The sequence below is a fragment of the Cellulomonas endometrii genome (genome assembly GCF_949769265.1).
Taxonomy (GTDB): domain Bacteria; phylum Actinomycetota; class Actinomycetes; order Actinomycetales; family Cellulomonadaceae; genus Cellulomonas; species Cellulomonas endometrii.
Genome location: NZ_CATKPC010000012.1, coordinates 91441 through 114939, shown reverse-complemented (window position 1 = coordinate 114939; position 23499 = coordinate 91441). Strand labels below are relative to the sequence as shown.

The window sequence follows — 23499 nt, the reverse complement described above, 5'->3', positions numbered from 1 at the left end:
TGACCGCCGCCCGGCCGGTTCCTACGGTCGGCAGCAGAGGGCGGAACCGCGCCGTCGTGAGGAGGAGTCCGATGTTCCTGTTCGAGTCGATCCCCTGGTACTCCTGGGCCTTGTGGGGCGTCGTGCTCGTCGCCCTCATCGCCCTGAACGAGGTGACGCGCCGCTGGAAGTGGGCCGGACTCGGCCTCTTCGTGGCGCTGCCCCTGCTGCTCACCCTGTTCGTCTGGCCGACGACCGCGGGCGCCGGCTCGTCGACCGGGACCTGGTTCCACTGGGTGAAGGTCTACTCGGCGCTCGCCGGCTGCCTCGGCTTCATGCTGCTGCGGTACGTGCCCCGCCTGTCACGGAACCGCTGGATGCTGATGTTCCCCGCCCTGATCCTCGCCATCAACATCGGCGAGGCCGTCGTCCGCGACTTCCAGGTGGCGGGCCTGCACGGCCTGCACGACGGCGTCTACATGGTGGGCGGCCCGTGGAACGTGATGAACGGCGTCGCCGGCGTCCTCAACCTGCTCACCATCTGCGGCTGGGCCGGCATCATCGTGTCGCGCGACCGGTCCCAGGACATGGTCTGGCCCGACATGATGTGGTTCTGGATCGTCGCCTACGACCTGTGGAACTTCGCGTACGTCTACAACTGCGTCGGCGACCACGCGTTCTACGCGGGTGCCGCGCTGCTCCTCTCCTGCACGGTCCCGGCCTTCTTCCTCAAGAAGGGCGCCTGGCTGCAGCACCGCGCGCACACGCTCGCCCTGTGGATGATGTTCACGATGGCCGTCCCCGCCTTCGTGAGCTCCTCGCGGTTCGCGGTGGACGCGTCGCACGACCCGACCGCGCTGCTCACGGTGTCGGCCGTGTCGCTGGCCGCCAACGTGGCCGTCGCCGGGTACCAGCTGTTCGTGATCCTCACCCGGCACCGCAACCCCCTGCGCGACGAGCTGTACACGCACCTGCGGCCCTACCGGGAGGTGCGCGAGGCGAACGCCCCGCTCGGCACTCCCGTCGTGCCGGCGGACGGTCCCACCGGGGCACCCCGCGCGGTCCCCGTCTGACCGCACGCCGCACGCACGAGGCCGGCGGCCCCCACGCGGGGACCGCCGGCCTCGGCGTCGTTCCGTGCGCCTGCCGTCAGAGGCTCGGCGGCGGGGTGGTGGCGGTCGGCGGGGTGGTCGCGGTCGGCGGCGTGGTGCCGGTCCCGTCCGCGCCGCCCGGCTCGTCGCCCTTGGCCTTCGACACCGCGGTCTTCACCGCGTCGACGGCCTTGTCCTTGATGGCCGAACCCTGGTCCTTGGCGATCCGCGCCGCCTGCGACTCCAGGTCGTCCACGGTGGACTGCACGCGCGGGTCGTTCCAGGCGTCGGACGCCCAGCCCTTGATCTTCTCGAACTGCACGCGGCCCGCGCGCGTCCCGAGCACGTAGCCCACGCCCGCGCCGAGGACGAATGCCAGCTTGCCCTTCATGCCTGACCTCCGGTGTGTGGTGGTGCGACCGAGCGTAGGGGCGGCGGTCGCGTCCCGCCTGGTGAGGGCCGCTCTCGGCGCGCGCCCGGCGCCCGCCGGGAGCACAGTGTCCCCTCGAAGGGGAGGTGGTGCTCCGATGGCCGAGTCGGTGCAGGTGGACAAGGACCAGCCGGCGCTCAAGCGGACGATCGGCCGGACCGTGCTGCTGCTGTTCGTGGTCGGGGACATCCTCGGCGCGGGCATCTACGCGCTCACCGGGACGGTGGCCGCAGAGGTCGGCGGGGCGATCTGGCTGCCGTTCCTGCTGGCGTTCGTGCTGGCGACGCTCACGGCGACGGCCTACGCCGAGCTCGTGGCGCGGTACCCGCAGGCGGCGGGTGCGGCGCTGTACGCGAACCGCGCGTTCCAGCGCCCGTTCCTCACCTTCCTCGTCGCGTTCGCCGTGATGATGTCCGGCATCACGAGCGCCTCCGCTGCCGCGCGGGCGTTCGGCGGCGACTACCTCGCGGAGCTGCTGCCCTTCGGCGTGCCGACGCTCGCCGCGGCGTGGGTGTTCCTCGGCCTCATCACCGTCGTCAACGTCCTCGGCGTCTCCGAGTCGGTCCGCGTCAACGTGGTCCTCACGCTCGTCGAGGCGAGCGGCCTGCTCGTCATCATCGGCATCGGCGTCTGGGCGCTGCTGCAGGGGGACGGCGACCCCGGCCGGGCGATGGAGCTGCACACCGAGGGACCGGTCTGGACGGGCGTGCTCGGCGCCACCGCGCTGGCCTTCTACGCGCTGCTCGGCTTCGAGGACTCCGTCAACCTCGCGGAGGAGGCCCGGCACCCCCGGCGGGACTTCCCCCGGGCGCTGTTCGGCGGCCTGCTCGTCGCCGGCCTCATCTACCTCGCGGTGGCGTTCACGGCGTCGATGCTCGTCGAGACGGACGTGCTGGTCGGCTCGACCGGCCCGCTGCTCGAGGTCGTCAAGGTCGCCGGCCTGGCGTTCCCGCCGTGGCTGTTCGCGCTGATCGCCCTGCTCGCGGTCATGAACACGGCGCTGATCAACATGATGATGGCGTCGCGCCTGGTCTACGGGATGTCGCGGGAGGGGATCGTGCCCGCGGTCCTGGGCCGGGTGCACGCCCGGCGGCGGACGCCCGTCGTGGCGATCGCGTTCACCGTCGTGCTGGCGCTGACCCTCACCGCGACCGGTGACCTGGGCGACCTCGCGGACACCACCGTGCTGCTCCTGCTGCTGGTGTTCGCGGTGGTCAACGTCGCGGTGCTGGTGCTGCGGCGCCGGGACACCGACGGCGACCCCGAGACCGTCGACGGCGACACCGAGAAGTCGTTCCGCGCGCCGACCTGGGCGCCGGCGATCGGCGCCGTCGTGTCGCTCGTGCTCGCCTCCCCGCTCACCGGGCGCGAGGGCAGCGTCTACCTGCGGGCGCTCGTGCTGCTCGGGATCGGCGTGGTGCTGTACGTGGTGAACCGCGTGGTCACGGGCAGGGCGGAGCGGACGCCGGACGCCTGACCCCCGAGCCGTGGCGCCCGGGCCTGGTCACGCCCGCACCGCCCGGCGTACGGTCCGGGGATGACGGCGAAGGTGCCCAAGGCGGTGTACGAGGCGGAGCTGTTCCGGCTGCAGTCCGAGCTGGTGACGCTCCAGGAGTGGGTGCGGAGCACCGGCGCCCGCGTGGTCGTGGTGTTCGAGGGCCGCGACGCCGCCGGCAAGGGCGGCACGATCAAGCGGATCGCCGAGTACCTCAGCCCCCGCGTCGCGCGCATCGCTGCCCTGCCCGCGCCGACCGAGCGCGAGCGCGGCCAGTGGTACTTCCAGCGGTACATCGCGCACCTGCCCGCCGCCGGGGAGCTCGTGCTGTTCGACCGCTCCTGGTACAACCGGGCGGGCGTCGAGAAGGTCATGGGCTTCTGCACGCCCGAGGAGCACGCGCTGTTCCTGGAGCAGGCCCCGGTGTTCGAGCGGATGCTCGCGGACGACGGGATCCTGCTGCGCAAGTACTGGTTCTCCGTGTCGGACGCGGAGCAGCTGCGCCGGTTCCGGTCCCGGCTGCACGACCCGGTGCGGCGGTGGAAGCTCAGCCCCATGGACCTGGAGTCCATCGCGCGGTGGGAGGACTACTCCCGCGCCAAGGACGAGATGTTCGCGCACACCGACACCCCGGAGAACCCGTGGTTCGTCGTCGAGTCGGACAAGAAGCGCAACGCCCGGCTGAACATGATGGCCCACCTGCTCTCGACGATCCCGTACCGGGAGGTCCCCCACGAGCCGGTGCACCTGCCCGACCGGCCGCCGGCGCGGGACGACTACGAGCGCCCGCCGCGGGAGCTGTTCACGTCCGTCCCGGACCACGCCGCGACGCTGGCGGGCGACCCGGAGCTGAGCGCCTGAGGCGGTACCGTCACCGGCGATGACCTCGCTGACGATCGCCCCCGACGACCCCCGCACGCCCGACGTCCTCGCGCTGCTCACCCGGCACCTCGAGCTGATGTACGAGCTGAGCCCGCCGGAGGAGGTGCACGCCCTGGACGTCGACGGGCTCACCGCGCCGCACGTCACGTTCTGCAGCGCCCGCGACGGTGACGACGGGACGCTGCTCGGCGTCGGCGCGCTGGCCGAGGTCGCGCCGGGTCACGGGGAGCTGAAGTCCATGCACACCGCCGCGGCGGCACGGCGACGCGGCGTGGCGGCCGCGCTGGTCGAGCACCTCGTCGGGCTCGCGGTCGAGCGGCGCTACGAGCGGGTCAGCCTGGAGACCGGGACGCAGGACGGCTTCGCGGCGGCGCGGGCGATGTACGCGCGGGCCGGGTTCGAGGAGTGCGGCCCGTTCGGCTCCTACCGGCCCAGCCCGTACTCGACGTTCATGACGCTGGACCTCGCGGCCCGCTGACGTCTCCTCGCGCTCGCCCGGAGCCGAAGTGGCGCCCGGGTCGCCGCCGAAATACCGTCGGGACCCGACACCCCCAGGACACGGAGGCGATGTGGCGCACAGCGAGCACGGACGGGGAGCCGGGCCCCAGACCGACGCCGGTCTGGCGTCCTCCCGTCCCCCGGCCCGGTTCACGCCCGTCCGCACCTGGGAGCTCACCAGCGTGGCGGACCTCTCGCCGGTGCGCCGCGAGCTCCTCGTCGAGATCACGACCGGCCACGCGCCCGCGCAGGAGCGCCTCGACCGCGTCCCGGGCAACATGGTGCTGGTCGCCTCGGAGCTGGCGTCGAACGCCCTGCAGCACGGACGCCCGCCGACGAGCCTCACCCTGTCCACCGACGGGCAGGAGTACCTGCTCGACGTGTGCGACAGCGACGTGCACACCGCCCCGGTGGTCGCCGGGGAGCGGCCCTCCGGTGCCGGCGGCTTCGGCCTGGTGATCGCGCGGCGGCTGTCGCAGGACGTCGGCTGGTACACGACCCACGACACCAAGCACGTCTGGGCGATCTTCCCCGCGCAGCACTGAGGCGGCGTCAGTCCCGCGGTGTCAGCCGCAGGACCGGCAGCACCCGGTCCGTCTTCTCCTGGTACCCCGCGAAGCGGGGCGCCGCCGCGACGACCGCGCGCCACGCGTCGTCCCGCTCGGCTCCGGTGAGCACGGTGGGCGCCACGGGCACGGTCCGGCCGTCGGCCTCGATCGCGACCTCGCCGGGGTGCGCGGCGATGTTGAGGTACCAGGCGGGGTGCCCCGGGGCGCCGGCCGCCGAGGCGACCACGTACCGGCTGCCGTCGGGGCCGGGGAACCAGGCCACGGGCGTGGCGCGTGGCTGCCCCGACCTCGCACCGACGGTGTGGAGCACCAGCACGTCCATGCCCATCAGCCGTCCGCCGCGGCGGCGCAGCCGGCCGGTGGTGAGCCGGTTGGCGACCCGGAGCAGCGGGCCGGAGGGCTGCCGGGCGCCGCGCGTCCCGGGTTCCGTGCTGAAGCTCATGGGGGTCTTCCGGATCGGGGCAGGGTCGTCGCCGCACCCACCCTCGTCGCGTCGTCCCCGGCCGTCAAGACCGCGGGCGTGAGCCGACCTCACCCCTGCCCGGTGACCGCCGCCCGGATGCGCTCGACCGGCGCCTTGGGCCGCCGGTCCGCGGTGAGGAGCCCGTTGGTCTCCTGCAGCGTGTCCGCGAGCTGGGTGTAGCAGGTGCCCGCGAGCAGCGTGCCGGCTCGGACGCCGTCGTAGAGCGCCTGCAGCCGCGCGACCCAGTCGTCGACGTCCGCGGCGGCCGTGTAGCCCCAGCCGTTCGGCCGCGCGGCGTCCGGCTGGAAGCTCACGCCGCCGAACTCCGTCAGCATGAGCGGCTGGCCCGCGTCGCGCGCGCCACCGACGAACTGCGGGTGCCCGGAGGGCGCCGTACCCGTCACGATGCGGACGCGCGCGTCGTCGTCGGCGTACGTCCTGGCGACGACCTCGCCGTCGCCCTCGTAGTCGTGCACCGTGACGATGTCGGTGTTCTGCTGCTCCCAGCCGTCGTTCGAGACGACAGGGCGCGTCGGGTCGAGCGCGCGCGTGAGGTCCGCGAGCGCCCGGGCGAACGCCTGCTGCGCGGGGTCCGTCGCCAGACGCTCGATGCCCCAGGACTCGTTGTGCGGCACCCAGGTGACGACGCACGGGTGGGAGGCGTCGCGCTCGACGGCGTCCATCCACTCGCGGGTGGCCCGCTGGATCGCGCTCGGGGAGAACTCGTAGGTCGCGGGCGCCTCTCCCCAGACGAGGAGGCCGAGGCGGTCGGCCCAGTGCAGGAACCGGGGGTCCTCGACCTTCTGGTGCACCCGGCAGGCGGTGAACCCGAGGTCCCGGATCAGCTCGACCTCCCGCCGCAGTGCGTCCCGGGTCGGCGCAGCGAGGTGGCTCTCCGGCCAGTAGCCCTGGTTCAGCACCGAGCGCACGTCGTAGGGCCGCTCGTTGAGCAGGAACCGGCCGCCGGCGACCCCGACGGTCCGGACGCCGAGGTAGGAGCTGACGGCGTCGACCACCTCACCGGCCGGGTCCAGGAGGGTCACCGTCGCGTCGACCAGCCGCGGCCGCTCGGGCGTCCAGAACAGCTCGTCGCGGGCCTGCCCGTTGCGCTGCCGGGCGAGCGGGAGGCTCAGCCGCTGCCGGGAGCCGCCGTCGACGACGAGGGCCTCCACGGCGCCGAGGTCCTCGTCGCGGTCGGTGACCCGCAGCGCCACCCGCAGGCGGCTGCCGGGCCGGACCCGCCCGCGCAGCCCGACGGTCACGTCGACCGTGGTCGCCTCGGGGGTCGCCCAGCGCAGGCTCGCGATGCTCGTGGTCGGGACGGCCTCGAGCCAGACGGTCTGCCAGATGCCCGTCGTCCGGTGGTACCAGATGGCGTGCGGCTGCTCGTGCCAGTCCTGCTTGCCGCGCGGCTGGGCGGCGTCGTGCGGGTCGTCCTCGGCCCGCACGACGACCAGGTGCTCGCCGTCCGCGGCGACGTGGGCGGTGACGTCGAGCGTGAACGGCGTGTGGCCGCCCTCGTGCTCGCCCGCGAGCGCGCCGTCGACCCACACGGTCGCGCGGTAGTCGACGGCGCCGAGGTGCAGCAGCACGCGCGGGGCGCGCTCGGACCGACCGGCTGCGGCCAGGTCCTCCGGCGTCACGACCCGCGCGTACCAGACGACGGGGTGGAACCCGGGGTCCGCGACGCCCGACGCGGCGGACTCGGGAGGGAAGGGCACGGTGATCCGCTCGTCCCCGGGCAGGCCGTGGGCCCACCCGGCGGCCAGGCCCTCGTCCGCGTCGTCGCGGCGGAACGCCCAGGGACCGTCGAGGTCGGCCCATGCCGCCCGGAGGAGCTGGGGACGCGGGTAGGAGCCGTCCTGGCGGGTCGCGATCGGCAGCGGGCGTGCCGGGTGCGCGTCGTCGCGCGCTGCGGTGCTCGTCATCCGCGCCACTTTACAGCGCTGTAATGCACTGTCGCCGTTAGGTTGGCCCGATGGGAAGGGTGACCCTGCAGGACGTGGCCGTGCGCGCGGGCGTCTCGATGAAGACGGTGTCCAACGTCGTCCGCGGCTACGAGCACGTCAGCCCGGCCATGCGCGCGCGGGTCCAGGCGGCGGTCGACGAGCTCGGCTACCGCCCCGACTCCCGCGGGCGCAGCCTGGCGACCGGGCGGTCGAGCATGGTGGCCCTGGCGTTCCCGGACCTGCGCCGCCCCTACTTCGCGGAGCTCGCGCACGTGTTCGCCCGGGTCAGCGCGGCGCGCGGCTACCGGCTGCTGCTGGAGGAGACCGGCGGCACCGCCGACGGCGAGCGGTCGGTCATCCAGGACCGCGAGGCCGGGATCGTCGACGGCGTCGTGGTGCACCCCCAGTCCCTGACGGCCACCGAGCTCGACGCGATGCGCGGCGACACCCCGATGGTGTTCCTGGGCGAGGACGCCCAGCCCCCCGGCGCGGACCAGGTGGCCATCGACAACGTCGCCGCGGCGGACGACGCCGTCACGCACCTCGTCGAGATCGGCCGTCGGCGCATCGGGTTCCTGGGCCACGAGGTCGACGCCTGGTCCCGGACGTCGGCGCTCCGGATCCAGGGCTTCCGCCGCGGCCTGGAGCGCGCGGGGCTGCCCGCCGACGACCGCCTGCTCGTGGCGCGCGGGCAGGGCGACGCCATCGGCGCGGAGCAGGCCCTCGGCGACGCCCTGGACGCCGGGCTGCGGGTCGACGCCCTGCTGTGCCGGGACGACCTCGCCGCGATCGGCGCGCTGCGGGCCCTGCGCGTCCGGGGGATCGACGTGCCGGGCGACGTCGCCGTCATCGGGTGGGACGCCACCGTGCTCACCGCGAGCACCGTGCCGGCCCTCACCAGCGTGGCACCGGACACCCACGCGCTCGCGTCCCGGGCCCTGGACCTGCTGCTCGCGCGCATGGACGGGGACACGTCCCCGGGTCGGCACGTGACGGTCGGGTACGAGCTCGTGCACCGGGAGAGCACGGCGGCGGCGCCGGGCCAGCACCCCGCCTGAGTCGAGGCCTCCCGTCACCGGACGTCGGCGCCCACGACCGCACCCAGCAGCTCGGTGACCGCGGCCCGCACGTCGTCGTCCAGATCCACCGCGCCCAGCTCGGCGACCCGCTCAGCCGCGTCCCTGTCGCGTTCGACGACGCGCCAGGCGTCGAGCTTGCCCGGGTTGCCGGCCTGCGCGCGCTCGAGCACCTCGCGCACGGCGTCGCGCCGGTCCGGTCCCACCCGCAGCGGCCCGCCGACGTGGACCTCGACCGGCCCGGTCACGGGAGCCGTGACCGTCACGCTCCAGCGCCCGTCCACGCCCGTGACCTCCAGCGGCGTCCCACCCGCCGTGACGGGCCCCTCGGGCAGCAGCGCGAGGAACGTCACCGTCCACCGGCGCACCGCGGGTACGGCGTCCGCCCGGCCACGGACGGCCCCCACGGTGAAGGTGCGGGCTGCGGCGTCCCAGCGCAGCGGCGTGACCGCCGCAGGGCCCTCGTCCTGCGCGGCCGGGGCGGCGTCGTCCTCGGCGTCCTCCGCGAGGTCCAGCGCGCCGTCCGCGGCCGGCGCCACCATGACCTCCAGCGCGGACGGGTTGCGGGTGGCGTCGAGCTCGCCGGGGTCGGTGAGCGGCAGCATCCCGCCGGCGCGCAGGAGCACGGGGATCTCCGCGAGGCTGCGGTGCAGGTCGACGTACCGGTCCCCGCGGTAGACCGTGCCGGTGAACACGTCCGTCCAGAGACCCGGCGGCAGCCACCCGCGGGTGCGGCCCAGCAGCGACACGGGGCTGCGCGGCGCGGTGACCGGCACGACCATCAGCTCCGATCCGAACGCGTACTGGTTCGGGACCGTGAACGCCTCGCTGCGGCGCGGGTGCAGGTGGTAGACCGGCTGCACCAGCGGCGTCCCCCCGGCGGCACGGTGGTTCATCGTGTGCAGGTACGGCACCATCCGGTGCCGGAACCGCAGCGCCTCGCCCATCGCCTGCCGGTGCTCCGGCGGGAACACCCAGGGCTCCTTGCGGATGAACGGGTTGTTGGCCGAGTGCAGCCGCGTGATCGGGGAGAACACGCCGTGCTGCAGCCAGCGGGTCGCGAGCTCGTCGTCCCGGACGCCGCGGGTGTGACCCCCGATGTCGTGGCTCCACCAGCAGTAGCCGATGTTCGCCGCCGTCGCGGTGAACTCGGGCTGGAACGCCAGCGAGGCCCACGAGACCACCGTGTCGCCGGAGAACCCGACGGCGTACCGGTGGCTGCCGGGCCCGGCGTACCGCGAGAAGGTCATGCCCGTGCCGCCGGCACGCGCCGCGTCGAGGTGGTGGAAGTGGTTGAGCAACCAGAGCGGGTCCACGCCCGGCCGGTTCGAGGTCCGGCCCTGCTGCCAGTCGATCCACCAGAAGTCGACGCCCTGCTCCTCGAGCGGGTGGTGCAGCTCGTCGAAGTACGCCCGGGCGAACGCCGGGTCCGTCAGGTCGAACGGCACGGGGGCGCCCGACGCGGGGTCGACCCCCACGGCGCGCGCGACCTGGGGGTAGGCGTCCTCGAACGCCCGGACCCCGTCGGCCGGGTGCAGGTTGAGGGTGGTGCGCAGGCCGCGGGCGTGCAGGGCCCCGAGGAAGGCCGGCGGGTCGGGGAACAGCGCGCGCTCCCACGAGTAACCCGTCCACCCGGACCCGTGCTCGGGCGGCACGGATCCCACCCGGTGCCAGTCCATGTCGATCACCGCGACCGAGAAGGGCAGGCCCTCGGCGGCGAGCCGGTCCATCAGCGCGAGGTACGAGTCCGCGGAGTAGTCGTGGTAGCGGCTCCACCAGTTGCCGAGCGCCCAGCGCGGCAGCCGGGTCGGCGGCCCGGAGACGGCGTACAGCGCGCGGACCGCCTCGGCGAAGTCCCGCCCGTACGCGAACACGTACAGGTCGCGTCGGCCGGGTGTCCGGGTGCCGATCCACCCGTCGTCCTCGAACAGGAAGGACGTCGAGTCGTCGACGAGCGCGATGCCGTCCTGGGCGACCACCCCGGACTCCAGCTCGGTGCGCCCGTCGACGTCGTCGAGCGTCCGGGCGGTGCCCCCGAGGTCGTGCGTCGGCTCGCCGTACCGCCAGCGCCCGGGGTCCGCGCCGATCAGCTCGACCAGGAGCCCGTCCGCAGACGGCTGCCGCCCGTCGTACCGGAGCCGGGCGCGCGTCGTGGTGATCTCGACTCCCTCGCCGAGCGGCCGCGCCGTGAACTCCGCCGCCGGGAGGTCCCGGCGCTGCGCGAACGTCGACGCCCGGTCCTCGACGCCGCCGTCGGGCGTCCACTCGACCCGGAACAGCCCGTCGGCCAGCACCGTCACGCGCCAGTGCGGGCCCCGCACCTGCTGGTCGGCTCGCGCGGACGGCGCGGCGTAGGGCAGCGGGCGGATGACGGGCAGGTCGGTGCGGTCCTCGGTGGCGACGGGCACGGGCGCTCCTTCGGGTCTCGGCTGCGGGTCCGGGGTGCGGCAGGGTCGGTGTCAGCTCTTGACGGCGCCCTGCGTGATGCCGCTGACCACCCAGCGCTGGGCGATCAGGTAGACCACGATCGTGGGAGCCATCGCCATGAGGTAGGACGCGAAGGCGACGTTGTAGCTGGTGCCGAACTGGCTCTGGAAGATGTTCTGCACCACCGGGAGCGTCTGCAGCCCCGGGTCGGCGGTGATCAGCGACGGGATCATGAAGTCGTTCCACGACGCGAGGAACGCGAAGATCCCGACGGTCGCGTTCATGGGCCCCAGGATGGGCAGGATGATGCGCCAGAACACCTGCCACGTGGTGGCGCCGTCGATCCGTGCGCTCTCCTCGAGCTCCACCGGGACCGAGCGCAGGTAGGCCGAGAACAGCAGCACGCTGAACGACAGCTGGAACATGGCGTGCAGCAGCCCGACGCCGACAGGGTTGTCCAGGCCCAGCGCTGCGGTCATCTTGATCTGCGGCAGGGCGACGACCGGGAACGGCAGGAACATCGCGGCGAGCAGGTACACGAACGACCACCGGAAGAACCGGTGCTGCCAGTGCCGCACGATCGCGTACGCGGCCATCGAGCTGAGCAGCAGCGTCAGGACGACGGTGAGGGCCGCGACGCCGGCCGAGACGCCGAAGGCCACGGGGAACCGGGTCAGCTGCCACGCCTCGGCGAAGCTGCCCGGGTGGAACGGCGCCGGCAGGGCGAACGCGTTGCCGTCCACCGACTGCTCGGTCGTCTTGAACGCCATCGAGACGGTGACGTAGAGCGGGGCGAGCACGGTCAGCGACGCGAGGCAGAGCAGGACGGTGAGGAGCCAGCTCGTCCGGTGCGGGCGGTGCGGGCGCCGGGGGGGCTCCGCAGGGCGGTGCGCCGGCTCGCCGGCGCGGACGGTGGTGGTGGTCGTCGCGGTCACAGTCGCACGCTCCTGCCTCGGGTGGCGACCAGCTGGGCGACCGAGATGAGCACGGTGATCACGAAGAACACGGTCGCGTTGGCCATCTGGTACGCGTAGTCGCCGCCGGTGAACCCGCCGAAGATCGTCATGGCGACGCTGCGAGTGGCCGTGCCGGGCCCGCCGCCGGTGAGGCCCACGATGACGTCGTAGACCCCGAGGTACCCCTTGACACCCAGGATGGTGTTGATGAGGACGAACCCGCCGATCAGCGGCAGCGTCACCGACCGGAACTGCCGCCACGGCCCCGCCCCGTCGAGCGCACTCGCCTCGTACAGGTCCGGTGGGATCGAGGTCAGGCCCGCGGTGTAGACGAGCAGCGCGCCCGGGATCGTCTGCCACGCGGACACGACCACGATGGACAGCCACGCCAGGTCCGGGTTGCCCAGGATGCTCTGCTCCAGCGGACCGATCCCGAGCGTGCTGGCGAACGCCGGCAGCGTGTTGGAGAACAGGAAGCTGAACACGTAGGCGACCACGATCCCGGAGACGACCATCGGGATGACGAAGACGGTGCGCAGCGGGGTCGCGAACCGGATGCGCCGCGTGAGGGCGATGGCCAGCGCGAGTGCGATCGTCTGCGCCACCACCACGGTGACGAGCGCGAACCCCAGCGTGAAGCCGTACGACTCGAGGATCGTGGGGTCGGTGACCAGGGCGGCGTAGTTCCGCAGGCCCAGGAACGACCAGTCGCCGAACCCGACGTAGCTGGTGAAGCTGTAGAAGATGCCCATCGCGGCCGGCACGACGATCACGGCGGTGAACACCACCAGCGCGGGGACGAGGAACAGGTAGGCGATCAGCTCGGGCCGGCCGCGGTGCCGCGGTCTCACGCCGTGCTGCTCCGGAGCCGCCGCAGCGGCGCCGAGCGGGGTCTGAACGGTCACGAGCACTCCTTCTCCGACCGCGACGGCGTCGTCGCGGTCACGCGGTCGCGTCCCTGGTGGCGAGCCGGCGCCAGTCGGCGTCGAGCTGGCGGAGCATGCCGTCGAAGTCACCGGTGCGGATGGCGGCCTGCAGGTAGTTGCCCAGCGGGATCGAGGTGGGGATGAACGTCCCGGCGCCCTGGTAGAACGCCGCGTCGTCCACGTAGACCTGCAGGCCGGCGAGCCGTTGGTCGTCCTGCGCCGGTGCGTCCGTCGTGGTCGAGTACGCGAGGTTGTCACGGTTGTAGGCGTCGACGATCTCGGGCTGCATGAGGAACTCCACGAGCTCCTCCGCCTCGGCCACGTGGCGCGTGCGCTCCGGGACGTACAGCGCGAGGTCGACGTTGACGCGCGCCTGCCGGTCGTCCGGGTCCTCGCTGACCGGCAGCGCGAACGTGCCGATGTCGAGGGTCTCGTCCACCAGGGCGATCTGCCCGAGCGCCCACGGGCCCTGCAGGTACATCCCCACCTCGCCGCGGCCGAACGCGAGGTTGCCGTCCGCGTACGACCGCACCGCGTGGTCCGGGTTGAAGAACCCGGAGATCGTCTTCGCACGCTCCATGGGGACCGCGAAGTCCTGCTCGAACGACACCGGCGCGTCCGGGCCGACGTCCGCCCCGACCTCCTTCATCCGCGCGAAGAACGCCGCCGTGTCGACCAGGGAGCCCACCGAGTAGTCGAACAGCCCCTGCCAGAGCGTCCAGGTGTCGCGGTCGGTCGCGTAGACGGGCGTCACCCCGGCGGACTGCAGCGCGGTGCAGACGTCCACGAACTGCGTCCAGGTCTCGGGCACCGGGAGCTCGAGACGGGCGAAGATCTGCTTGTTGTAGATGACCCCGGCCGCGGCCAGCGAGTACGGGATGACGCTCGTGCGGCCCTCGTAGGTCGCGTACTGGTCCGCCAGCCTGCCGATGTCCGGCCGGACGCGCCCCGCGGACGGCAGCTCCGACAGGTCGCGGAACTGCCCTCTGCCGATGTAGCGCGCGAGCTCCAGGTTGCCGTTGAAGCACCCGACGTCGGAGGGCGCGCCGCGGACGAACTGCGGCGCGATCGCGGTGGTGGAGTCGTGCACCACCCGCGTCCCGGGGTGCTCGGACTCGAACCGGCGCAGCAGGTCCCCGAAGTACCCGATCACCTCCTGCTTCTGCAGGTAGAAGCGCAGCGTGCTGCCGTCGCCGCCGGCCCCGGGTGCGGCGCAGCCGGCGAGTGCCAGCGCCAGCGCGCCGGCCGAGCCGGTGAGGAACGACCGGCGGCTCAGTGCCGCTCCTGCGGCCGGGTGTGCGGCAGCCACGTCTTCGTCTCCTTCGACCTCGGATCGTCGTCGATCTCGCGCCGTGCACCGGCCACTTTACAGCGCTGTAAACGGCTGTCAAGAGCGTTGTCGTGCCGCCCTCCGTGGGCGCGTCAGTCCGCGGTGACCTCCGTGACCCGGCCGTCCTCGACGTGCCACCGGCGGGTGAGCCGCACGCTGTCGAGCATCCGGCGGTCGTGCGTGACCAGCAGCACCGTGCCGTCGAACGCCTCCAGCGCCTGCTCGAGCTGCTCGATCGCCGGCAGGTCCAGGTGGTTCGTCGGCTCGTCGAGCACCAGCAGGTTCACGCCCCGGGCCTGCAGCAAGGCGAGCGCCGCGCGGGTGCGCTCCCCCGGGGACAGGGACGACGCGGGCCGTCCGACGTGGTGCCCGCCCAGCCCGAACTTCGCGAGCAGCGTCCGGACGTCCGCGGTGCTCCACTCGGGGACCAGCCGCGAGAACGCGTCGGCGAGCGGGGCGTCGTCCTCGAACGCCGCGCGCGCCTGGTCGACCTCGCCGACCAGCACGCCGGACCCGAGGTCGACGCGGCCCTCGTCGGGAGCCAACCGGCCCAGCAGCAGCCCCAGCAGCGTGGTCTTGCCGGCGCCGTTCGGCCCGGTGATCGCGACCCGGTCCTGCCAGTCGAGCTGCACGTCGACGGGCCCCAGCGTGAACTCCCCGAGGCGCACGGTCGCGGCCCGCGCCGCGGCGACGACCGTCCCGGACCGTGGCGCGGCCGCGATGGTCATCTGCAGCTGCCACTCCTTGCGGGGCTCCGCCACGACGTCCAGCCGCTCGATCAGCCGCTCCGTCTGCCGGGCCTTCGCCGCCTGCTTCTCCGAGGAGTCCGCCCGGAACTTCCGGCCGATCTTGTCGTTGTCGGACGACTTGCGGCGGGCGTTCTTCACGCCCTTGTCCATCCACGCGCGCTGCATCCGCGCGCGCGCCGACAGGGCGTCTCGGCGGGCGGCGTAGTCCTCGTACGCCTCGCGGGCCTGGCGGCGGGCCGTCGACCGCTCCTCCAGGTAGGCGTCGTAGGACCCACCGTAGACCGCGACCCGCTGCAGGCTGCGGTCGATCTCCACCACCGACGTCACCGTCCGGCTCAGGAACTCGCGGTCGTGGCTCACCACCACCACCGGCGCGTCCACCCGGTCGACGAAGTCCTCCAGCAGCGCGAGGCCCTCCAGGTCCAGGTCGTTCGTCGGCTCGTCCAGCAGGTAGAGGTCGTACCGGGACAGCAGCAGCGCCGCCAGCCCCACGCGCGCCGCCTGCCCGCCGGACAGCGCCGTCATCGGCAGCTCCGGGTCGACGTCGAGCCCGAGGTCCGCCAGCACCGAGCCCCGGCGGGAGTCGAGGTCGCCGCCGCCCAGGCCCATCCACCGTTCCAGCGCCTCGGCGAACTCGTCGTCGGCGCCCGGCTCCCCCGTCGCGAGCCGCTCGGCCGCGGTGTCCATGGCGACCTGCGCGGGCCCGACGCCGGTGCGCCGCTCCAGGTGCGCGCGCACCGACTCGTCCTCGCGGCGCTCGATCTCCTGCGCGAGGTACCCCAGCTGCGCGTGCGGCGGGGACACCGCGACGGCGCCCGCGTCGGGCGCCCGGTGCCCGGCGAGGATGCGCAGCAGCGTCGACTTCCCCGCACCGTTCGGCCCGACCAGCCCGACCACGTCCCCGGGGGCGACGACGAGGTCGACACCGGAGAACAGCTCGCGGTCGCCGAACCCCGCACCGACGCCCTTGGCCTGCACGGTGGCACTCATGGGTCCATTGTCGGGCGTCCGGCGGAACTCGATGACGGCCCCTGTCGATCCGGGGGGTTCCCGTGCGACCTCGGAGGTGAGAGGGTCCGGCTCGCGGACCACCGACACGAAGGAGACGGCGCGATGTCGAAGTACATGCTGATCATGCGGGGCACCGACGAGGGCGTCGCCGCGTACCAGGACACGGACTTCCGCGAGGTCATCGCGGCGATGGGCCGCTACAACGAGTCGATGATGCAGGCGGGCGTCCTCGTCGCCGGCGAGGGCCTCAGCGACGCGGCCGAGGGCGCGGTCGTCGACTTCTCCGGGGACACCCCGGTCGTCACCGACGGCCCCTACGGCGAGACCAAGGAGCTGTTCAACGGCTTCTGGACGGTCGACGTCGCCACCAAGGAGGAGGCCGTCGAGTGGGCGAAGCGCGCGCCGCTGCAGGGCCCGGGCAACAAGATCGAGGTGCGCCGGATCAACGGCCCCGAGGACTTCCCGCAGGACGACGAGTGGATCCAGAAGGAGGCCGTGTGGCGCGAGCAGCTCGGGACCAACTGACCGGTCCCGACGCCGGGCGGCGCGCCGTCGAGGCGGTGTGGCGCATCGAGTCCGCCCGCATCGTCGGCGCGCTCGCCCGGTACACCGGTGACTTCCCGCTCGCCGAGGACGTCGCGTCCGAGGCGCTGGCGGAGGCGCTGGTCGCGTGGCCCCGCGACGGGGTGCCGCGGGACCCGGTCGGCTGGCTGCTGACGGTCGGCCGGCGGCGGGCGATCGACGCGTTCCGGCGCCGGTCGGGCCGTGACGAGAGGTACGCCGCCCTCGGCCGGGAGCTCGCGGAGGGCGGCGCGCACACCGGGGCGACGCCGGACCGGCCCGGCGACCCGGACGTCCTGTGGGACCCGGACCGCATCGAGGACGACCGGCTCGCGCTGCTGTTCATCGCGTGCCACCCCGTGCTGTCCAAGGAGGCGCGGCTCGCGCTGACCCTGCGGGTGGTGGGCGGGCTGACCAGCGAGCAGGTCGCCGCGTCCCTGCTGGTGCCGGTGCCGACGGTGCAGGCGCGGATCACGCGGGCGAAGAAGACCCTGGCGGCGGCCCGCGTGCCGTTCGAGGTGCCGCCCGCGGCCGAGCGCGCCGAGCGGCTGGGGTCCGTGCTGAACGTGGTGTACGTGCTGTTCACGGAGGGCTCGTCGGCCTCGACCGGCGACTCCTGGCTGCGGCTCGACCTGGCGGACGAGGCGGTCCGGCTCGCGCGCGTGCTGGTGCAGCTGGTGCCCGACGAGCCCGAGGCCCAGGGGCTGCTGGCGCTGCTCGAGCTCACCGCCGCCCGGTTCCCCGCGCGCACGGGTCCCGACGGCGAGCCGGTGCTGCTCGCGGACCAGGACCGGCGGCGCTGGGACCGTTCGGCGATCCGGCGGGGCCGCGCGGCGCTCGCCCGGGCCACCAGCTCCGGACGCGGGCTCGGGCCCTACGCGCTGCAGGCGTCGATCGCCGAGCAGCACGCGCTGGCACCGTCCGTGCCGGGCACCGACTGGGAGCGCATCGTCGTGCTCTACGAGGCGCTGGGGCGCGTGGCGCCGTCACCCGTCGTCGAGCTGAACCGGGCCGTCGCCCTGTCGATGGCGGCGGGCCCGGCGGCGGCGCTGCCGCTGGTCGACGCGCTCGCGACCGACGCGACCCTGGGCGGCACCTACCTCGTGCCCAGCGTGCGGGGCGAGCTGCTCGCGCAGCTCGGGCGGACGGCGGAGGCGCGGGACGAGCTGGAGCTCGCCGCGCGGCTGTGCGGCAACGCCCGCGAGCGCGCGGTCCTGGAACGCAAGGCCGCCGCGCTCTGACCCGCGCGCCGCCCGGGCGTCAGGCGACGAGCTCGACCAGCGCGCCCAGGAGCGCGGTCGCCCCGAGGCCGATCGCCGTCCACACGACCATGCTGCCGCCGACCCACACCGCGAGCCTGGCGCGGGAGCCCTCCTCCCAGCGCGGCGCGGGGTCGTGGCGCAGGTGCTGCACGACCTCACGGAGCCGGGGCAGGGTGCCGGTGGGGGCGGTGAACGCGGGCGTGGTCATGGCGGCTCTCCTCGTGGGCGAGATGGGTGGGCGGCCGGGGTCGCCGGCACTCCGTCATCATCGGCCGCGGGGGGCGCGCCGTCATGGGCATTTCGGCCCGGCCGGGCGGGTCAGCCCCCGGGCGGGAGGGGCAGCCGCCGCACGCTGCGGAACAGCCGCGGCGACCCGTCGACGGGGTCGGTGAACGCCAGCTCGCCGGCGAGCAGCTGCAGCGGCCGGCTGACGTCGTCGACCTCGACGTCCAGCACGTCGGGGTACAGCGGGTCGTCGACGATCGGGATGCCGAGCCCGAGCAGGTGCAGCCGCAGCTGGTGCGTCCGGCCGGTGCGCGGGGACAGGCGGTACACCCCCCGGCCGTCGACCTCCCGCTCCAGCTCCACGAGCGTCTCGGCGTTCGCCGGCGCGTCCGGCACGACCTGGGCCTGCCACGAGCCCCGCTCCTTGCGGATGTGGTTCCGGACGACGACCGGCAGCGCGAGGTCCGCGCGCAGCGGCGCCAGCGCCCAGTAGGTCTTGCGGACCTCCCGCCGCTCGAACGCCGTCTGGTACGGCCCGCGCCACCGGGCCTCGGTCGCGAGCATCAGGAGCCCGGACGTGACGCGGTCCAGCCGGTGCAGCGGCGACAGCTCCGGCAGCCCGAGCTCCGCGCGCAGCCGGACGACGACGCTCTGCATGACGTGCCGTCCCCGCGGGATCGAGGACAGGAACGGCGGCTTGTCGACGACGACGAGCCGCTCGTCGCGGTGCACGACGTGGATCGTGCCGGGGACCTCGGGCTCCTCGCGCAGGTCCCGGTGGAACCACACGAACCGGTGCGGCCCGTAGGGGTCGTCGTCCCGGACCGGGCGGCCGTCCTCGTCCACGAACCGCTGGTCGGCCAGCATGCCCGGGACGTCCACGTGCTCGGGGAGCCGGTCCCGCAGCCAGGCGCCCATCGTCGTCCACCCGACGGGCCGCGAGCGGTCCGTGTCGGGGGTGCGCAGCCAGGCGGCGCTCAGCCCGTGGCGCGCCGGGAGCGGGGAACGGGGAGGCACCCGGCGATGCTACGGGCCGCGCTCAGCCCCGCCGCGCCCCCCGAGATGGCAGTCCCGGCCTGCGTCGCCCCCGCGGCGCACGGGCGGGCGCTGTCATCTCGGCAGCAGGTCCGGCACCGCCACGCGCGCGGACGCCCCGTTCGCCGCGTGGTCCGCGGCCAGCTCGCGGTAGGTGTCGGCGACCGGGGTCGGGCGGCGGTCCAGGCCGCCGGCGCCGTCCTCGACCAGGTCGTACAGCCCCATGGTGAGCAGGTAGTCCTCCCGCGGGCCGGTGCCGTGCCGGTACGTCCACTCGTACATGTCGAACAGGGGCCACCAGGTGTAGCCGACGACCCGGTGCCCGACGGCCCGCAGCGCGCGGACCGCCCCGACGGACTCCCGCAGCCACGCGACCCGGTCGGCGGCGGGCGCGGTCACCGAGGTCTCGGTGAGCATCACCGGGACGCCGTACCGGCGCTCGGCCGCGGTCAGCACCTCGACGAGCCCGGCGACGCCCGCGTCCTGCGTCGGCCGGGGGTCGGCGAACCCGCCGAGGTGGTGCACGCCCTCCTCGAAGACCTCGGTGGAGATGCGGGGGTAGTAGTTGACGCCCATGACGTCCGGCCGGACCGCGTGCTCCGCGAACCAGGCCAGGTGCGCGTCCGCCATGCCGCCGGCGCGCAGCACCCCGGCCAGCGGGTGGTCGTCGCCGACCCGGCCGGTGACCAGGTCCTCGACGAGGTAGGCCTGCTCGCGCAGCCGCTCCGCCTGCGCCCGGTGGCCGCCGTGCACGTCCCCGGCGTACCGCATGGAGGCGTCGACGTGCATGAAGGTCGCCCGGTCGCCGAGCACGTCCGCGATGCCGCGCTGGCTGCGCACGAACCCCTCGCCGAGCGCCCGCACCATCGTGGTGAGGCCGTCGTCGCCGGTCAGGTACGGCGGCCAGTACCCGTACACCCCGGAGAACAGGGCGTGGATCATCGGCTCGTTGACCGGCGTGTAGTCGGTGACCGTGTCGCCGTACCGCTCGGCGAACGCGACGGCGTACTCCGCCACGACCTGCGGGTAGTCGGGGTGCGCGAACTGCCCGTCCAGCCACAGCGGCGTGCCGTAGTGCAGCAGGTCGATGACGGGGCGCAGCCCCACCTCGGCGAACCGGTCGACGACGCGGTCCACCCACGACCAGTCCCAGGTGCCGCGGGCCGGGTTGACCCGGTACCAGGGCACGCCCCAGCGCAGGAACGTCGCGCCGCTGCCCACCGCGAGGTCCAGGTCCTGCGCGTAGCGGGCGTAGTGGTCGGTCAGCGCGTACTCGTCGATCGCGCGCTCGCCGGGCCGGCTCTGCGGCACGAACGTGTCCTCGATGCCCAGGCCGAAGTGCAGCGCGCCGTCCTCGAACCAGCGCTCGCCGGGGCCGGTCACTTGAGCCCCGTGGTGGCGATGGACTCGATGAACTTGCGCTGCACCAGCATGAACGCCAGCACGAGCGGGACGACGGCGACGAGCGCGCCGGCCATCATGACGCCGTAGGGGACGATGCCCCCGGGGCCGGTCAGCAGGGTCAGTCCGGAGGTGATGGTGCCCATCTCCCGTTGTGTGGTGAAGACCAGCGGCCAGAGCAGGTCGTTCCAGTTGTTGACGAAGACGAAGATCGCGAGGGTCAGCAGCGCGGGCCGGGCGTTGGGCAGGACGATCTGCCAGAACACCCGCAGCTCGGAGGCGCCGTCGATGCGCGCCGCGTTGTCCAGGTCCCGCGGCAGCGCGATGAAGAACTGCCGCAGGAAGAAGATGCCGAACGCGTCGGCGGCCCGCGGGGCGATCAGCCCGGCGAAGGTGTTGACCCAGCCCAGGTCGCTGACGATCTGGTAGACGGGGATGAGCGTCGCCTGGAACGGGATCATCAGCGTCGCGACGATCGCCACCAGCAGCGTCTTGCGGCCGGCGAAGTCGATCCGCGCCAGCGCGTACGCCGCCAGGGAGTCGAAGACGAGCGCGAACAGGGTGACCCCGCCGGCGAACAGGAAGCTGTTGCCGATCAGCCGCGCGAACGGCAGGTCCGAGAAGATCCGCTCGAAGTTCGCGGTGGTCCACGCGTCCGGCAGCAGCGTCGGCGGGTACGCGTTGACCTCCGCCGTCGGCTTGAACGCGGTGAACAGCACGATGAACAGCGGCAGCAGCACGACGAGCGTGGTGAGGCCGACGCCCGCGGTCATCAGGACGGTCGAGACGCGGACCCGGCGCCGGCCGGCGGTGACGACCCGGGGCCGCGCGGACGGCGGGGCGGGCGGCGTCGTGGGGGTGAGGGTGGCGGCGGACATCAGGACTCCTCCTCGCGGCGCCCGAAGAACACGAACTGCACGACGCTGAGCAGCAGCGTGGCCAGCAGCAGGACGTAGGACAGGGCCGAGGCGAACCCGAGCTCGAGCTTGCGGAACCCGGACTCGTAGATCTCCATGACGACGGTCTGGGTGCTGCCGTAGGGGCCGCCGCCGGTCATCACGTAGATCTGGTCGAAGGCCTGCAGGGCCGCGATCATCGCGAAGATCAGCACGAAGGCGGTCGTGTTCGACAGCATCGGCACGGTGATGTGCCGGAACCGGGACCAGGCGCCGGCGCCGTCCATCTTCGCCGCCTCGTACAGCGAGCCGGGGATCTCCTGCAGCCCGGCCATGAAGATCACCATGTAGAAGCCGAAGTTCTTCCACACCGCGACCAGTGCGACCGCGGGCATCGCGAGCTGCGGGTCCTGCAGCACGTTGCCGAGGTCGATGCCGAGGCCGCGCAGCCAGTAGTGCAGCAGCCCGACCTGCGGGTCGATCAGGTAGGACCACGCGAGCGCCGCCACCGCCAGCGAGATGATGAACGGCAGGAACAGCGACGTCCGGAACAGCCCCCGGAACGGCAGGCGGGAGCTGGTGAGCACCAGCGCGAGCGCCAGCGCGACCAGGACGGCGGTCGGGGTGAACAGCACCGCGTACAGCACCGTGTTGCCGACCGCGTCGCGGATGTCGGGGTCGGTGAGGATCCGGGTGTAGTTCTCCAGCCCGACCCACTCGGCCTGCCCGAACCCGCTCGCGTCGGTGAAGGACATCTGCAGGGCCGACAGCATCGGCCAGACGACGAACACGGCGAGGACCAGCAGCGCCGGCGCCAGGAACGCGAGCGCGGTGCGGGTGCGGCGCCCGGCGCCCGGCACCCGGCGGGTGCTGCGGCGCCCGCCGAGCGGGGCGGGGGCGCGGTAGGCCCGCTTGCGGGGGCCCACCGTCTGCGCGGTGGTCATTGGGGGTACCTCTCTGGTGGGGCCGCCCCCGCCGCGCAGGGGGTGGGCGGGGACGGCCGGACCGGGTGGGCGCTCGGTCGTTCAGTCGTCGAGCGCGGCCTGGATCGTCGTCTGCGCCTCGGCCAGCAGGTCGTCGACCGGCTCGCCGGCCATCGCGCGCTGGGTCAGGGAGTCCACGGCGGCGAGCACGTCGGTGCTGTTGACGACGCCCGGCAGCAGCGGGCGGCCCAGCTCGGCCTGCTCGGTGAGCGCGGCGACGACGGGGTTCTCGTCGACCTCGTCGGCGGTCACGTCGGTGCGCAGCGGCGGCCAGCCGGAGCCGAGCGACCACGTCACGGCCTGCTCCCGGGCCAGGAAGTAGGAGAAGAACTCCTGAGCCGCCTCCTGCTGCGCCTGGTCCGCCTGCTCGGTCAGCGCCATCGCCACGCCGATGGCCGAGGCCGCCTGCGTCTCCGGGCCGGCCGGGATGGGCGCGATGCCCCAGTCGATGCCGTTCTCCTCGGCGATGCTCGCCATCCACGGCCCGGCGATGTACATGCCGACGCGGCCGCTGCTGAACAGGCCGTCGCCCGAGACGCCGTCGACCCCGGTCGGGCTGATCTTCCCGGCGGCGATCGCGTCGTGCCAGAACTCGAGGGTCTCGGCGTTCTCCGGGGAGTCGACGACGGCCTCGCCGTCCTCCACGATCGCGCCGCCGTTGCCGTAGAACAGCGTCGGCCACACGCCGTTGCCGACCGTGGCGTGGTCGGTGAGCGCCAGGCCGTACTGCTCGGGCGTGCCGTCGCCGTCCGCGTCGACCGTGAGGGCCTGCGCGGCGGTGACCCACTCGTCCCAGGTGGTCGGCACCGCGACGCCGGCGGCGTCGAGGAGGGCCGTGTTGTAGAACATCGTCAGCGGGACGAAGCCCGTCGGGACGGCGTACTCGGTGCCGTCGACGGTGACCATGTCGAGCGCGCCGGGGTTCACGTCCGGCGTCGCCTCGTCGTCGGCGTAGAAGTCGTCGAGGGCGACGAACGCGCCGCGGTCCGCGTAGACGGGCAGGCGCTCGGCCGGCATCGCCACGATCTCGGGGCCGTTGCCCGCGGAGAGGGCGGGCAGGAACGTGTCGTCGATGACGTCCCAGGGGTTGACCTCGGTGCTGATGACGACGTCGTCCTGGGAGGCGTTGAAGTCCTCGACGATCTGCTCGAGGACGTCGCCGTCGGCCTCGGTGTAGCCGTGCCAGAAGGTGAGCTCGACCGGGCCGTCGGAGGCCGCGTCGTCACCCCCGGAGCACGCGGCGAGGGTGAGGGCGAGGCAGACCGGGGCGACGAGGAGGGCGGGGGTGCGCTTCATTGCGTGAGT

The 23499-nt window shown here is 73.7% G+C and carries 22 protein-coding genes; 8 read left to right on the top strand and 14 right to left on the bottom strand.

The window, feature by feature from the left end:
- The first annotated feature begins 71 nt into the window (after positions 1–71).
- Complete coding sequence (locus QNH85_RS13750) at positions 72–1052, top strand: DUF5692 family protein (protein WP_282947288.1); 981 nt, start codon at positions 72–74, stop codon at positions 1050–1052.
- A gap of 76 nt (positions 1053–1128) precedes the next feature.
- On the opposite strand, the gene QNH85_RS13745 is transcribed toward QNH85_RS13750, so the two are convergent.
- On the bottom strand, positions 1129–1461 hold the full coding sequence (locus QNH85_RS13745) for a YtxH domain-containing protein (protein ID WP_282947286.1): 333 nt from the start codon (positions 1459–1461) through the stop codon (positions 1129–1131).
- Positions 1462–1597: 136 nt separating this feature from the next.
- Here QNH85_RS13745 and QNH85_RS13740 point away from each other — a divergent pair, with 136 nt between their 5' ends.
- The 4 genes from QNH85_RS13740 (at position 1598) to QNH85_RS13725 (ending at position 4920) form a co-directional block, all read left to right on the top strand.
- Positions 1598–2977 (top strand): APC family permease, encoded by a 1380-nt coding sequence (locus QNH85_RS13740; protein ID WP_282947284.1) that lies wholly within the window; start codon positions 1598–1600, stop codon positions 2975–2977.
- Between the two features lie 60 nt (positions 2978–3037).
- A complete protein-coding gene (ppk2, locus tag QNH85_RS13735; protein WP_282947282.1) occupies positions 3038–3856 on the top strand; it encodes a polyphosphate kinase 2 in 819 nt (272 codons plus the stop codon).
- Positions 3857–3875: 19 nt separating this feature from the next.
- A complete protein-coding gene (locus tag QNH85_RS13730; RefSeq protein ID WP_282947280.1) occupies positions 3876–4355 on the top strand; it encodes a GNAT family N-acetyltransferase in 480 nt (159 codons plus the stop codon).
- 91 nt (positions 4356–4446) lie between these two features.
- Positions 4447–4920, top strand: a complete 474-nt coding sequence (locus QNH85_RS13725; RefSeq protein ID WP_282947278.1) for an ATP-binding protein — start codon at positions 4447–4449, stop codon at positions 4918–4920.
- A gap of 7 nt (positions 4921–4927) precedes the next feature.
- Here the strand turns inward: QNH85_RS13725 and QNH85_RS13720 are convergent, their stop codons facing one another.
- Both QNH85_RS13720 and QNH85_RS13715 read right to left on the bottom strand, forming a co-directional pair.
- Complete coding sequence (locus QNH85_RS13720; protein WP_282947276.1) at positions 4928–5386, bottom strand: nitroreductase family deazaflavin-dependent oxidoreductase; 459 nt, start codon at positions 5384–5386, stop codon at positions 4928–4930.
- An 89-nt stretch (positions 5387–5475) separates the two neighbouring features.
- Positions 5476–7335 carry a glycoside hydrolase family 2 protein gene (locus tag QNH85_RS13715; protein ID WP_282947274.1) on the bottom strand — a complete coding sequence of 620 codons (1860 nt, stop codon included), beginning with the start codon at positions 7333–7335 and terminating at the stop codon, positions 5476–5478.
- 50 nt (positions 7336–7385) lie between these two features.
- Between QNH85_RS13715 and QNH85_RS13710 the strand changes: the two genes are divergently transcribed.
- Positions 7386–8414: a LacI family DNA-binding transcriptional regulator gene (locus QNH85_RS13710; protein ID WP_282947273.1), complete on the top strand. Its 1029-nt coding sequence runs from the start codon at positions 7386–7388 to the stop codon at positions 8412–8414.
- A 14-nt stretch (positions 8415–8428) separates the two neighbouring features.
- Here QNH85_RS13710 and QNH85_RS13705 read toward each other — a convergent pair whose 3' ends face one another.
- From QNH85_RS13705 to QNH85_RS13685, 5 genes are all read right to left on the bottom strand, one after another.
- The gene (locus tag QNH85_RS13705; protein WP_282947272.1) at positions 8429–10840 is read right to left on the bottom strand and encodes a glycoside hydrolase family 31 protein; all 2412 of its coding nucleotides are present in this window, start codon (positions 10838–10840) and stop codon (positions 8429–8431) included.
- A 51-nt stretch (positions 10841–10891) separates the two neighbouring features.
- The gene (locus tag QNH85_RS13700; protein ID WP_428830409.1) at positions 10892–11794 is read right to left on the bottom strand and encodes a carbohydrate ABC transporter permease; all 903 of its coding nucleotides are present in this window, start codon (positions 11792–11794) and stop codon (positions 10892–10894) included.
- The gene (locus QNH85_RS13695) at positions 11791–12720 is read right to left on the bottom strand and encodes a carbohydrate ABC transporter permease (RefSeq protein ID WP_428830408.1); all 930 of its coding nucleotides are present in this window, start codon (positions 12718–12720) and stop codon (positions 11791–11793) included. The genes QNH85_RS13700 and QNH85_RS13695 overlap by 4 nt, the downstream gene beginning before the upstream one ends.
- 37 nt (positions 12721–12757) lie before the next feature.
- The gene (locus QNH85_RS13690) at positions 12758–14050 is read right to left on the bottom strand and encodes an ABC transporter substrate-binding protein (protein ID WP_282947271.1); all 1293 of its coding nucleotides are present in this window, start codon (positions 14048–14050) and stop codon (positions 12758–12760) included.
- 113 nt (positions 14051–14163) lie between these two features.
- Positions 14164–15810, bottom strand: a complete 1647-nt coding sequence (locus QNH85_RS13685; protein ID WP_282947270.1) for an ABC-F family ATP-binding cassette domain-containing protein — start codon at positions 15808–15810, stop codon at positions 14164–14166.
- A 123-nt stretch (positions 15811–15933) separates the two neighbouring features.
- Here QNH85_RS13685 and QNH85_RS13680 point away from each other — a divergent pair, with 123 nt between their 5' ends.
- Positions 15934–16356 carry a YciI family protein gene (locus QNH85_RS13680; protein WP_282947268.1) on the top strand — a complete coding sequence of 141 codons (423 nt, stop codon included), beginning with the start codon at positions 15934–15936 and terminating at the stop codon, positions 16354–16356.
- Positions 16329–17633, top strand: coding sequence for an RNA polymerase sigma factor (locus QNH85_RS13675; protein ID WP_282947267.1), 1305 nt, complete (start codon positions 16329–16331; stop codon positions 17631–17633). The genes QNH85_RS13680 and QNH85_RS13675 overlap by 28 nt, the downstream gene beginning before the upstream one ends.
- Before the next feature lie 19 nt (positions 17634–17652).
- On the opposite strand, the gene QNH85_RS13670 is transcribed toward QNH85_RS13675, so the two are convergent.
- The 6 genes from QNH85_RS13670 to QNH85_RS13645 form a co-directional block, all read right to left on the bottom strand.
- Positions 17653–17862 (bottom strand): hypothetical protein, encoded by a 210-nt coding sequence (locus QNH85_RS13670; protein ID WP_282947266.1) that lies wholly within the window; start codon positions 17860–17862, stop codon positions 17653–17655.
- Positions 17863–17972: 110 nt separating this feature from the next.
- Positions 17973–18896, bottom strand: coding sequence for a pseudouridine synthase (locus tag QNH85_RS13665; RefSeq protein WP_282947264.1), 924 nt, complete (start codon positions 18894–18896; stop codon positions 17973–17975).
- 93 nt (positions 18897–18989) lie between these two features.
- Positions 18990–20297 carry a family 1 glycosylhydrolase gene (locus QNH85_RS13660; RefSeq protein ID WP_282947262.1) on the bottom strand — a complete coding sequence of 436 codons (1308 nt, stop codon included), beginning with the start codon at positions 20295–20297 and terminating at the stop codon, positions 18990–18992.
- Positions 20294–21193, bottom strand: a complete 900-nt coding sequence (locus QNH85_RS13655; RefSeq protein WP_282947260.1) for a carbohydrate ABC transporter permease — start codon at positions 21191–21193, stop codon at positions 20294–20296. Before QNH85_RS13655 ends, QNH85_RS13660 begins: the two co-directional genes overlap by 4 nt.
- A complete protein-coding gene (locus QNH85_RS13650; protein WP_282947258.1) occupies positions 21193–22155 on the bottom strand; it encodes a carbohydrate ABC transporter permease in 963 nt (320 codons plus the stop codon). The genes QNH85_RS13655 and QNH85_RS13650 overlap by 1 nt, the downstream gene beginning before the upstream one ends.
- A gap of 81 nt (positions 22156–22236) precedes the next feature.
- Positions 22237–23490, bottom strand: coding sequence for an ABC transporter substrate-binding protein (locus QNH85_RS13645; RefSeq protein WP_282947256.1), 1254 nt, complete (start codon positions 23488–23490; stop codon positions 22237–22239).
- Between the last annotated feature and the right edge of the window lie 9 nt (positions 23491–23499).